This window comes from Phycisphaerae bacterium (assembly GCA_017999985.1).
Lineage (GTDB): Bacteria > Planctomycetota > Phycisphaerae > UBA1845 > Fen-1342 > JAGNKU01.
Window position 1 is genome coordinate 310302 of sequence record JAGNKU010000003.1, and the last position, 12381, is coordinate 322682.

General features: G+C 66.7%; 9 protein-coding genes. All 9 read left to right on the plus strand.

The features are described from left to right. The first annotated feature begins 99 nt into the window (after positions 1-99). Positions 100-1191, plus strand: a complete 1092-nt coding sequence (locus KA383_06400) for a hypothetical protein (GenBank protein ID MBP7745747.1) — start codon at positions 100-102, stop codon at positions 1189-1191. A gap of 356 nt (positions 1192-1547) precedes the next feature. After that, positions 1548-1919, plus strand: a complete 372-nt coding sequence (locus KA383_06405) for an STAS domain-containing protein (protein ID MBP7745748.1) — start codon at positions 1548-1550, stop codon at positions 1917-1919. Between the two features lie 138 nt (positions 1920-2057). Next, complete coding sequence (locus KA383_06410) at positions 2058-4349, plus strand: hypothetical protein (GenBank protein MBP7745749.1); 2292 nt, start codon at positions 2058-2060, stop codon at positions 4347-4349. A gap of 22 nt (positions 4350-4371) precedes the next feature. Continuing rightward, the gene (locus KA383_06415) at positions 4372-6834 is read left to right on the plus strand and encodes an NPCBM/NEW2 domain-containing protein (GenBank protein MBP7745750.1); all 2463 of its coding nucleotides are present in this window, start codon (positions 4372-4374) and stop codon (positions 6832-6834) included. A gap of 81 nt (positions 6835-6915) precedes the next feature. Beyond that, complete coding sequence (locus KA383_06420; GenBank protein ID MBP7745751.1) at positions 6916-7671, plus strand: DUF1080 domain-containing protein; 756 nt, start codon at positions 6916-6918, stop codon at positions 7669-7671. Between the two features lie 126 nt (positions 7672-7797). Beyond that, positions 7798-9144 (plus strand): Gfo/Idh/MocA family oxidoreductase, encoded by a 1347-nt coding sequence (locus tag KA383_06425; GenBank protein ID MBP7745752.1) that lies wholly within the window; start codon positions 7798-7800, stop codon positions 9142-9144. Positions 9145-9196: 52 nt separating this feature from the next. Continuing rightward, a complete protein-coding gene (locus KA383_06430) occupies positions 9197-10027 on the plus strand; it encodes a sugar phosphate isomerase/epimerase (GenBank protein MBP7745753.1) in 831 nt (276 codons plus the stop codon). 47 nt (positions 10028-10074) lie between these two features. Continuing rightward, complete coding sequence (locus tag KA383_06435; protein MBP7745754.1) at positions 10075-11055, plus strand: PmoA family protein; 981 nt, start codon at positions 10075-10077, stop codon at positions 11053-11055. Between the two features lie 15 nt (positions 11056-11070). Then, the gene (locus tag KA383_06440; GenBank protein ID MBP7745755.1) at positions 11071-12360 is read left to right on the plus strand and encodes a Gfo/Idh/MocA family oxidoreductase; all 1290 of its coding nucleotides are present in this window, start codon (positions 11071-11073) and stop codon (positions 12358-12360) included. Positions 12361-12381 lie beyond the last annotated feature (21 nt).

The following is a 12381-nucleotide window of genomic DNA, read 5'->3' on the forward strand; positions in this document are numbered from 1 at the left end:
GCCGCGGGGCTGAGGGTGCGGGAGAATCGCGCGCGGCGCGGCGGGTGTCGGGTTGTCCGCTGGCCCGGACCCGGTACGGCGCACCGTGAGAGTAAAACCGTGGATTCACGCACACGCACACTCGACGCCCTCAACCACCAGCAACCCGACTGCTGCCCGATCTGGGAGACGACGATCTGGCCCGAGACGATCGTCCGCTGGCACAGCGAGGGGTTGCCCGCGGACATCACCGGCACCGATCAGCGGCAGATCGAGGACTTTTTCGGCTTGGATCATCTGGCCTGCGTGAACGACCTCTTCGACCCGTCGTTCGGCTTTCCGGGCGGAACGTTGGAGGAGTCGGCCCAGCACCGCATCGTCCGCGACGGCTACGGCAAGGTCGTCAGGGAATGGACGGACCGCAGCAGCGCGCCGCACGTGGTCGAGCCGGCGCTGCGGACGCACGGCGACTGGGAGCGGCTGCGCGCGCGGCTGAACGTGAGCGACGATCGTTTCCGCAATCCCGCCGCGGAAGCGTTCTATCGCGCCGCCAGCGCGGCCGGGCACTTCACTGCGATCACGCCCGTGGATCCGGTCTGGTTCGTGCTCTATCAGACGCTGGGCTTCGAGCTGGCCCTGCGGGCGATGGCCAAGGAGCCGGACTTCGTCGCGGAATTGACGACGGCGTACACGGACTTCCTGCTGGCGATGCTGGACCGCACGTTTGCCCGCGGATACCGCTTCGATGCGATCTGGTTCTGGAGCGACATCTGCTACAAGGGGGGGCTGCTGTTCTCGCCGCGCGCGGCGCGGCACTGGGCCGTCCCGCAGTGGCGGCGGATCGGGGAGTACGCGCGGGCGCACGGGCTGAAGTTCATGTGGCACTGCGACGGCGACGTGTCGCCGCTGATCCCGCTGCTGCTGGAGGCGGGCGTGGACGCGATTCATCCGCTGGAGGCGCGGGCCGGCAACGATGTGCGGGCGTACAAGTCGAAGTGGGGCGACCGGCTGACCCTGATCGGCAACATCGACGCCGACGTGCTGGCGACCAACGACCGGACCCTGATCGAGGCGGAGATCGCCGCCAAGGTGCCCGTCGCGGCGCGCGGTGGCGGCTACATCTATCACAGCGACCACTCGATTCCGCCCACGGTGTCCCTGGAAACGTTCCGGTTCGCGATCGAGTGCGCGCGGATATACGGGCGTGGGTAGGGGGTGGGTGCAGCGGGGAGCGCGTCGCGGCGGGGCCAGCCGGTGCCCGCGCATTGCGCTGAAATTCCGCTAAACACGCCGGACGGGACGCGCATATACGAGGATAGGTCGCAGCGGGAGCGGCCCGTGAGTTGCCGGCCGAACTCCCGGCGTAGGTGCCGGTGCCACGGTGGGCAACGTGACGGCCGGTGTTGCGCACGCGGAGGCGGCGTGCCGCGCGGGTGCGACGCGCGTGCCCTCGCGCAACTGTTGGAATCAGAGTAGCGACCAGCCGCACATTGCCCCGGTGGCCGGGCAGACGCTACGATATGCGCGCACGCAGGCGGCCACGCGCTGACGCGCGACGGAGGACCCGCATGAGCGCCGCGCCCAAGCTCCTGATCCAGCAGATGTGGGACGTAACCGTGGTGGATATTCAGGAGCCCCGGCTCCTGGAGGCCCAGCAGATCGACGCCGTCGGCCGCGAGCTCTTCCGGCTGGTGGACGAGATGGACCGCAAGAAGCTGATCCTCGATCTCACCAAGGTGCAACTGCTCGCGTCGGCGGCGATCGGCATGCTGATGACCCTGCACAAGAAATCCGTCGCGATCAAAGGCAACCTCATCATCTGCGGCCTGCGGCGTGAACTCATGCGGCTGTTCGAGATCATGAAGCTGACGAAGGCCTTCCAGTTCGCGGCCACCGAGGGCGAAGCCCTGGAAAAGATGGGCTACAAGGCCGCACACTGACCCGGGGCGGAACGCGGCCAGAACCGGCACGGGAAGGTCGCACCCAAGCTGGTCGCCGTTCTCGGGGCGTGTAGGCGTGCCTCCAGAGCCGCGTCGATCGCCTGCAAACCACCCACCGCCGGACCTGGGAGCTGAAGGATGCTTGGATTGAACATGCTGGCGGCATTGCTCGCGGGCTGTGCGGTCCAGAGCGCACCCACGCAACCGTCCACCGTCGACGCCTACAACGTCGTCTGGACGTCGGCCAGCGCAGACGCCTCGGGCGCGATGCCGATCGGCAACGGCGTGGTGGGCCTGAACGTCTGGGTCGAACAGGGGGGTGACCTGCTGTTCTATATCGCGCGCGTTGATGCCTGGAGCGAATGCGACCGGCTGCTCAAGCTGGGTCGCGTGCGCGTGTCACTGGCACCGAATCCGTTCGCAGCCGGACAGCCGTTTCGCCAGGAACTGCTCCTGCGTGAGGGCCGCATCGCGATCACGGCGGGCGCCGGTCGGGAGCAGGTCGAACTCTCGCTGCTGGTCGACGCCCAGGCGCCTGTTGTCCACATCGCGCTTCAGTCCGGATCGCCGGTGAAGGTCACGGCGTCCCTTGAGATGTGGCGCAACGAGCGCCGCGTGCTGACGGACAAGGAAGAGCTGCAATCCTCCTGGACCATGCGCGATGCCCCGGATGAGATCGTGCAGCGCGAAGCGTGGGAATCGGCCGACGTGCTGGCGGACGATCCGTCAGCCGTGGTCTGGTACCATCGCAACGAGCGTTCGATCGTGCCGTTCACGCTCCAGCACCAGGGGCTCGAGGAAATCGCCGACCGGTTCGACGACCCGCTGACTGGCCGGACTTTTGGTGGGCGCATGGAGAGCCCCCAGCTACGCAAGGCCGGGCCGGCCGCGTTGGCGGCGGAAGACGTGACGGCCGCGACAATCCGGATCGTCACGCATTCGGCCCGGACGCCGACGGCCGAGGATTGGCTGAAGGCCGTCCAGCAGATCGCCACACATGCAACCGACGAAGCCGGCGCTCGGGCGGCGACCGGCCGGTGGTGGCGCGAATTCTGGGATCGCAGTTGGATCTTCGTCGCGGGTGACCCGGTCGAAGCCGCTGGCGCTCGTGACCCCGTGCCGCCGTCCCGTATCACCCATGCGTATATTCTCCAGCGCTGGATGATCGCCGGCGCCTCACGCGGTGAGTTTCCGCCGAAGTTCAATGGCTCGATCTTCACGGTGGAGCCGAAATTCGCCGGTGGTCCGGCCTTCAACCCCGACTGGCGCCGGTGGGGCGGCTCGTACTGGTGGCAGAATACGCGCTTGCCGTATTACCCGATGCTCGCGGCCGGCGACTTCGATCTCATGCAGCCGCTGTTCAGTTTCTACGAAGCGGCCGTCCCGGGCTGCAAGGCCCGCGCCCAGGTCTACTACCGCGCCGACGGGCTCTACTTCCCGGAGACCATGACCACTTTTGCGACCTATGCGAACAGCGACTACGGCTGGAGTCGCGCCGGCGTCGACCGCGCGGTCATCCAGAGCCCGTGGTGGCAGTATGCCTGGCAGCAAAGCCTGGAGCTGACTCAGCTCATGCTCGACTACGCGGCGTACACGGGCGACGAGCGGTTCCTGACCGAGCACGCGCTGCCCATGGCGTACAACGCACTCCGGTACTACGACACGCGTTTCCGGCGGGACGAGCACGGCAAGCTCATCATCTCTCCCACGCAGGCCGTGGAGACGTACTGGGAGGATGTCGTCAACGATGCGCCGTCCGTCGCCGGCCTGCACGCCGTGTGCGACGCATTGCTCGCACTGCCGCGATCCGTCGGCACGCCCGAGGACCGCGCGCTGTGGCGCCGCATGAAGCACGCGACGCCGCCGCTGCCGACGCGGCGCGTGGACGGCGAACTCGTCATGGCGCCGGCGGAGAAGTACACAGACAAACGCAGCAACGTCGAGACCCCCGAGCTCTACGGGCTCTTCCCGTTCCGCGTGCTGGGAATCGACAAGCCGCACTACGCCGCTGCCGTCGCGGCGTATCACCGCCGGCACGACAAATCGCATGTCGGCTGGACGCAAGACGGTGCGTTCGCGGCGCTGCTCGGCCTGACCGCGGAGGCTCGTGCGGACCTGCTTGCGAAGTGCGCCAACAGCCATCCCGCCTTTCGCTTTCCCGCCATGTGGGGGCCGAACTTCGACTGGCTGCCCGACCAGGATCACGGCAGTAACCTGATGACGCTGCTGCAACTGATGCTACTGCAATGCGACGGCGACAGGATTCGTCTGCTGCCGGCCTGGCCGAAGGACTGGAACGTGCATTTCAAGCTGCACGCGCCGCGGCGCACGATCGTGGAATGTGAGTATCGTGATGGCGCGATTGTGTCGCTGAAGGTTGCGCCGCCGGCACGCCGGACCGATGTGATTCTGCCCTCCGACCGACCGTGAATCACTCTCAAGGAGCTCGGCGATGGGATTGATCGCACTCGTGCTGCTGGGCGGCTTGGCCTGGACGCCGGAGTCGCATCCGCGTGCGGAGGAGCTGGCGACAGCCCAGCGCTGGGCGGCGGCGCAGTTTGCCGGCGAGTACACGGACGTGCCGGCACCTGTTGGGATCACAGTCATCGCGAACCACGACGCGGTGCAGCGTAATGCCCGCAACGGTCGACCGATGCGGCTTGGCGACCGGCAGTACACGCGCGGACTCTACTGCCACGCGCCGAGCAAGCTGGTCGTGCGACTGCCGGGGGCGGGGACGACCTTCGAGGCGGTCGCGGGTGTGGATCATAACGAGAACACTGGCGCCGGGTGCGGGAGCGTCGTGTTCACCGTGCACGTCGGTGAAAAGGAGGCCCTGCGCTCCGATGTGATGCAGGTGACGACGCCGGCCGCGGACGTGCACGTCGAACTTGCCGGCGCCACGGAGTTCATCCTCGAAGTCGGCGACGCGGGCGACGGCATCTCGTGCGACCAGGCGGACTGGGCGGACGCCCGCGTCACGTTGAGCGACGGACGCGTAATCTGGCTGGGCGAGCTGGACCTGAATGCAGCACCCGAGCAGGTTCCCACCGAGCCGCTGTTTTCATTCGTTTACGATGGCCGGCCGTCGAGCGATCTGTTGAAGATGTGCCAGCTGGAGCGCACGTCAAACCCGCTCGGTGATCACCAGACGCAGTTCACGGAGACGTGGACCGATCCCGCGAGCGGGCTCGTCGTGCGGCGCGTGGGCGTGGTCTACGATGACTTCCCCACCATCGAATGGACGCTGCATCTCAGGAACGCCGGCACGGCTGATACGCCGATCCTCTCGCAGATTCAGGCGCTTGATCTGAGGCTTACCCGCGGCGGCGACGCCGAGTTTGTGCTGCACCACAATGTCGGCAGCCCCTGCACCGCCGGAGACTACCAGCCGCTCCAAACTGTGCTGCCACCGAAGACTCGGAAGACGATTACCGCGGCCGGGGGACGCCCGACCAACAGCGACCTGCCGTATTTCAATCTCGCGTGGGGCGGTGGCGGGCTCATCGTGGTGCTCGGCTGGCCGGGGCAGTGGGCGGCCACCTTTACGCGCGATGAAAGTACGGGTTTGCACGTGGTTGGCGGGCAGGAGCTGACGCATTTCAAGCTGTTGCCGGGCGAAGAGGTGCGCACGCCGCTGGTCGTGCTGCAGTTCTGGCGCGGCGACCGTGCGCACGCGCAGAACGTCTGGCGCCGCTGGATGATCGCCCACAACGTGCCGCGCCCGGGCGGCAAGCTGCCGCCGCCGCACATGGCGGCGTGCAGCTCGCACCAGTTTGGCGAGATGATCAACGCGAACGAGGAGAATCAGAAGCTCTTCGTCGATCGCTACGTCGAAGAGCAGCTCGGGCTCGACTACTGGTGGATGGACGCTGGGTGGTATTCAAACAAGACCGGCTGGCCGAATACGGGCACCTGGGAGGTGGACCCGCGGCGCTTCCCCAACGGGCTGCGCGCCATCAGTGATCACGCCCGGGGCAAGGGCATCCGCACGATCGTGTGGTTCGAGCCGGAGCGGGTTACCGCCGGCACGTGGCTGGCCGAAGCGCACCCCGAGTGGATTCTCGGCGGCGCGCTGCTGAACCTGGGCAATCCCGACGCGCGGCTGTGGCTCACCGACCATGTGGACGGCCTGCTGAAGAGCGAGGGGATCGACCTCTACCGCCAGGACTTCAACATGGACCCGCTGGACTACTGGCGCAAGAACGACGCCCCGGACCGCCAGGGAATCACCGAAATCAAGCATGTCGCCGGCTACCTGGCGTACTGGGACGAGCTGCGCCAGCGGCACCCCGACCTGCTGATCGACACGTGCGCGAGCGGCGGGCGGCGCAACGACCTCGAGACGCTGCGGCGGGCGGTGCCGTTGTTGCGGAGCGATTACATTCTCGAGCCGGTCGGCCAGCAGAATCATACGTATGGCATCGCCCAGTGGATCCCGTTCTACGGCACTGGTTACAACCAGTTCGACGCCTACAGCGTGCGGAGTTGCCTGTGCCCGTTCAACAACATGTGCTACGACATGCGGCGCAAGGACCTGGATTTCGCCGCGGCCCGGCGGCTGGTCACCGAGTGGCGTGAGAAGATCGCGCCGCATTACGCCGGCGACTTCTACCCGCTGACCACGTACAGCCCAGCGCAGGACGTTTGGATGGCTTGGCAGTTCGACCGCCCGGAGGCCGGCGGCGGCGTTGTGCAGGTATTCAGACGTGCTGAGAGCATCTACGAAGCGGCGCGCCTCAGGCTCTGCGGGCTGAATCCGGACGCAACGTACCGCCTGGCCGATCTGGATCGCACGGATGCGGGCCTGGAGCTGAGCGGGCGGGAGTTGATGGAGACCGGGCTGCTCGTGGTCTTGAGAGCCCAACCCGGGTCGGCGGTGTGGACCTACGAGCGGATTGGGTCCGTCCAGTAGGGTTGCCGGCGACCGGGCGCGGCGCGAAAGCCACCCGCCGCGCTCTTCCCGTACCCCGTGGCTTTACGGTACATTGCTGCCATGAACACGCAACTCAACCTCCGCAACCTCGTCCTCTTGGTCATTTCAGGTCTCGTGCTCGCTGCGGCGCCCGGCGCATTGGCGCAACAGGCCGACCGCGAGAAACCGGTGGGCAAGGCCGTGCTCTTCAACGGCCGCAACCTGGATGGCTGGAAGCTGCGTACCGAAGACCGCAAGGACACCTGGAAAGTCGTCTCCGAGGTCGCCCTCGACAAGGCCGACCCCAAGCGGCTGGTCGGCACCGGCGAGGGCGGCGCTCATGACGCCGTTCTGTTCCGCGCTCCGGTCGAGCACGGCAGCGATCTCATCACCGAGAAGACCTTTGGTGATTGCGCGCTGCACATCGAGCTGATGGTGCCCAAGGGCAGCAACTCCGGCGTGTACCTCATGGGCCAGTACGAGGTGCAGGTCTTCGACAGCTTCGGCAAGCCCGACGACAAGATCGAGCATAGCGACATGGGCGGCATCTACAGTGTGAAAGCGCCGGCGACCAATGCGAGCAAGGCTCCGGGCGAATGGCAGGCCCTGGACATCGTCTTCCGCGCCCCGCGCTTCGACGCTGCCGGCAAGAAGACCGAGAACGCCAAGTTCGTGAAGGTGACGCTGAATGGCAAGGTGATTCAGGAAAACGTCGAGTTGCAGGGGCCCACCGGCGGCGAGCTGCCGGGCGGCGAGAAGGCCGCCGGGCCGCTGATGCTGCAGGGCGACCACGGCGTGGTGGCGTATCGGAACATCATCGTCGAGCCGGCGAAGTAGCGCTCGACCTGTGGTGGGGGTGTCTGGCCGACGGGCGACGATCTGGCCGCGGATCGCGCCCGGCGGTGAAGGTCTGTTCAGCCGGGTCGCCCGGGAGCCGGCTGACTGAGACAAAGGAAGCCTGTCATGTCGGACAACACGATTACACGCCGCACGTTGTTGGGCACCGCCGCTTCGGCCGCCGCATTCACCATCCTGCCCGGTCGCGTCTTCGGCCGCGGGCGCACCAAGCCGCCGAGCGAGAAACTGAACATCGCCGGGATCGGCGTGGGCGGAATGGGCAGCGTCAACATGAACAACCTTGCGACCGAGAACATCGTGGCACTCTGCGACGTGGACCCGGAGTACGCGGCCAAATGCATCACCAAGTTCCCCGACGCGCGGGTCTGGACCGACTATCGCGAGATGCTGGAAAAGCAGAGTGACATCGACGCGGTGATGATCGCGACGCCCGATCACACACACGCGGTGATCGCGATGGCGGCGCTCCAGGCCGGCAAGCACGTGTATCTGCAGAAGCCGCTCACGCACGACATCTACGAGGCCCGCGCGCTGGCCAAGGCGGCCCGCGAGTCCAAGGTGATCACGCAGATGGGGATTCAGGGGCACTCGGAAGACGGGGTGCGGCTCCTCTGCGAATGGATTGCGGACGGCGCCATTGGCGAGGTCCGCGAGGTGGACGTTTGGTGCAACGACTCGTACTACCCGTGGGGTCACGCCGGCTGGAGCCCCAGGAGCCCCGAGCGGCCCAAGGACGCGCCAGCGCCGCCCAAGGACATGAACTGGGACTTGTGGATCGGGCCTGCCCCCATGCGGCCATACCATCCCAGCTACCACCCCATGGCTTGGCGGGCGTGGTGGGACTTCGGTTCCGGTTGGATGGCCGATCGCGGCGCGCACCAGATCGACCCGGCCTTCTGGGCGCTCAAGCTCGGCTTGCCGACCAGCGTCGAGGCGACCACGCTTGGTCAGACCGAGGAAACGCACTCGATCGCGGGGATCGTCACGTTCCAGTTCCCCGCCCGCGAGAACCTGCCCCCCGTGAGGCTGACCTGGTACGAGGGATTGCGGGCGCCGCGGCCGGAGGAGTTGGAGCCGGAGCGCATGATGGGCGACAGCGATGGCGGAGCGCTGTTCAAGGGGACGAAAGGCAAGATCATCTGCGGCACGTATGGGAACAGCCCGCGGCTGATCCCCGAGAGCCGCATGCGTGAGTACCAGCGACCGGCGCAGACGATTCCGCGCGTGGCCGACGGACACGAGCAGGACTGGGTGCGCGCCTGCAAGGAAGGCCGGCCCGCCGGTGCGCATTTCGAGTATTCCGCTACGCTGACCGAGATCTGCCTGCTCGGGGTCATCGCCAAGCGGATGGGCACCCGGATCGAATGGGACGCGGCGAACATGCAGGTCATCAACCTGCCTGAGGCGAACAAGTACGTGCGGACCGAGTACCGCGACGGGTGGAGCCTGTAGCGCGGCCAGCGCACCGGATTCGGGCACGCCGGTTGAAACGAGGGCCACGCCGATGGTGAGAGTGGGCATTGGCATCAACCTGGAGTTCGTGCGGCACGAGGACAAGCCGTTTGAGTGGGGTGTCGAGAAGGCGGCCCAGCTCGGCTACGAATACGTCGAGCCAATGGTGCACTGGGGCCGCGAGCTACTCAGCGAGGCCGGCTACTTTCACAGCGTTTCGATGCTGGACGATCCGAATCGCGTCCGGCGGGCCTGCGAGAAGGCGGGCGTGAAGCTGTCGGGGCTCTCGGCGCACTGTCCGCTGTGCAAACCCGAAATCAGCACGGAGTATCTCAAGCAGGCGATACGCTTCGCCGCGGAGTGCGGGGCGCCGGTGGTCAACACCGACGAAGGTCCGAAGCCGACCTGGACGACGGCCGAGGAAGACCACGTGCTGATGCGCTACGTCCTGCACGAGGCCGCTGCCGTCGCCGCGCCGCGCGGCATCCTCATCGGCCTCGAGCCGCACCAGCAGTACTCGCAGGACCCGGCCGGCCTGGACCGGATCTACGGGCTGGTCGAGTCGCCCGCGCTCGGGATCAACTTCGACACCGGCAACAGCTACCTGTGCGGTCACGACCCGCTGAAATGGCTCGAGCGCGTGGCCCCGCGCCTGGTTCACCTGCACGCCAAGGATATTTCCGTCGCGCAGTCCGGGGCACAGCGCGGCAAGGTCACCGGTACGCCGGTGGGCTGTGCCTGCGGCGACGGCGTGATCGCGTGGCAGCGCGTGATTGAGATTGTGCGCGGCACGGCGCGCCGGGACATCGTTTTCAGCGTGGAGTGCGGCACGGTGGAGCAGGCGCAGCGCAGTATCGCGCACCTCAGGCCGCTGCTGCGGTAGTCTGCTGGCGCGGCGCGGAGCGTGCGGGATGAGCTGATCGGAGGCGCATGGTGAATTTCACGGCGCGCTGCGTCATTTCCAAAACCGTGGGTCTGGTTGCGCTGGTTCTCGCGACGGCGGAGTGCGCTGCACAAGTGCCCGCGTCGGCTCCGGCTGACGCTGAGCTGCGACTGCGGGTCGAGCCGCAATTCGTGACGGTAACTGTTGGCGAACGGCCGGTGCTGCGATACCGCTACGCGAAGACGCCGTTCAAGCCATACATCAAAGAGCTGTTTACGCCCGCTGGCGTGAACGTCCTGCTCGATTCCCCGCCCGATCACGTTCATCACCGCGGCCTCATGTTCGCGCTGGCGGTGAACGGCGTCGACTTCTGGTCGGAGACTGACAGCTCCGGCAAGGAGCTGCATCGGGAGTTGGAGCCAGGCGCACCCGATGCAGCGCAGCGTGTCGTCAGCGCCGCGTTCAGCGAGACGTTGGACTGGCAGGCCCCGGACGGGAAACTGATGTTGCAGGAGCAGCGGACGATCCGCGTATACGGTTCGCGGGAAGTGGCCGCCTCGAACGTCACGCTGCTGACCTGGCGGACGCGCCTGTCGCTGCCGCCGGGCGTGGCCACGGGCACGCTGACGGGCAATCACTACTTCGGGCTGGGCATGCGTTTTGTCCCCGCGATGGACAAGCAGGGCACGTTCATCAACGCGGCCAAGGCAGCCGGGGAGGTGTTTCGCGGCGACGAGCGTTTGACCCCGGCCCGGTGGTGCGCGTACACCGCCGCGCTGGATGGCCAGTCGGTAACGGTGGCGATGTTCGATCACCCCACGAACGTCCGGCAGCCGGCGACCTGGTTCACGATGAAGGACCCGTTCGCCTACCTGTCGGCGACGATGCAATTGCACAAGGAGCCGCTGACGCTGAAAGCGGACGGGCCGCTCCATTTGCGTTACGGGATCGCCTTGTGGGACGGTGCGGTGAGCGCGGAGCGCATTGACGAAACCTTCAAGCTCTGGTTGACCCTGGAAACGAAGTAAAGGGAGACGGTGCACATGTCACAGGCCATACGCCGCGAAGAGGGCAGTCTCACTCGCCGGGAGTTCCTCCGCACGACCGCGGTCGCCGGGGCCGCCGTCGCGCTCCACGCCCGCCCGGCGCGGGCGCGAGGCGCCAACGACCGGATCGGCATCGGATTCATCGGCGTTGGCGGGCGCGGCAATGCCCATCTGCAACTGGTGCATTGGCTGAAGACGCAGGGGCATGAGAACGTCGAGATCGCCGCGGTCTGCGATGTGTACCGGCCACGACTCGCCGCGGCGGCCGAGGGCTACCAGGCCCAACCGTACATGGACTACCGCGAGCTGCTGGCTGATAAGAACGTGGATCTCGTGTGCATCGCGACGCCGGACCACCATCACGGGTACGCCGTCATCGACGCGGTCAAGGCCGGCAAGGATGTGTACTGCGAGAAGCCGGTCACGCACTGGCGGCAGTTCGACCTGCTCAAGCGGATGACGGAGGAAGTGCGGAAGTCGGGCCGCGTCTTCCAGCTTGGCACGCAGGCGATGTCGGACGGCGCCTGGCGGCAGATGAAGCAACTGGTGAGGGAGGGCGCGATCGGGCAGCCGCTGTTCGGCGAGACGGGCTTCTTCCGTACGGGCGACTGGGGCGAGAAGGGCATGCCCGTGGATGATCCGAACGCCAAGCCCGGCGTGGACCTGGACTGGGAGGCGTTTCTCGGCGATGCGCCCAAACGCGAGTTCAACGTCGATCGCTTCTTTCGTTGGCGCCTGTTCGAGGATTACGCGGGCGGACCGGCGACTGACCTGTACCCGCACTGCCTGACGCAGGTGGTCGACATCCTCGGCGTGAAGTTCCCCGAGACCGTCGTCGCCGTGGGCGGCATCCACCGCTACAACTATGAGCTGCGGGAAGTCCCCGACACGTTCAGCCTGCTCGCGACGTACCCCGAGCAGATCACGATCTCGCTCATCGGCACACAGGCGAACGACTTCCAGGGCACCGGCGACCGGGGCAGCGGGGCGCGCATTCCGATCATCCGTGGGTGGAACGGCAGCCTGACCATCCAGGGCAACGAGATCGTGCTCACGTACAACGCCGAGCTGAAAAAGGCACCGCAGAAGTTCCCGATTGAGCGGGGCGAGGACATGATCGAGCACTGGAAGAACCTGCTGGCCTGCTGTCGCAAGCGCGACCAGGCGACGAACAGCGCCGCAGAGTTGGCCTGCTGGACCCAGACAGCGCTGATCATGGCAAGCTGGGCCTATCGCCAGGGCAAGGTGGCCAAGTTCGACGCCGCCGGCCAGCGCATCGTCATGTAGCCGGATGTGCACCGAGGTCCG

Coding starts and splice junctions, on each gene's coding strand:
- KA383_06405 (MBP7745748.1), top strand. CDS start 1,548: ATGAGCGCCGCGCCCAAGCTCCTGATCCAGCAGATGTGGGACGTAACC.
- KA383_06410 (MBP7745749.1), top strand. CDS start 2,058: ATGCTTGGATTGAACATGCTGGCGGCATTGCTCGCGGGCTGTGCGGTC.
- KA383_06415 (MBP7745750.1), top strand. CDS start 4,372: ATGGGATTGATCGCACTCGTGCTGCTGGGCGGCTTGGCCTGGACGCCG.
- KA383_06420 (MBP7745751.1), top strand. CDS start 6,916: ATGAACACGCAACTCAACCTCCGCAACCTCGTCCTCTTGGTCATTTCA.
- KA383_06425 (MBP7745752.1), top strand. CDS start 7,798: ATGTCGGACAACACGATTACACGCCGCACGTTGTTGGGCACCGCCGCT.
- KA383_06430 (MBP7745753.1), top strand. CDS start 9,197: ATGGTGAGAGTGGGCATTGGCATCAACCTGGAGTTCGTGCGGCACGAG.
- KA383_06435 (MBP7745754.1), top strand. CDS start 10,075: ATGGTGAATTTCACGGCGCGCTGCGTCATTTCCAAAACCGTGGGTCTG.
- KA383_06440 (MBP7745755.1), top strand. CDS start 11,071: ATGTCACAGGCCATACGCCGCGAAGAGGGCAGTCTCACTCGCCGGGAG.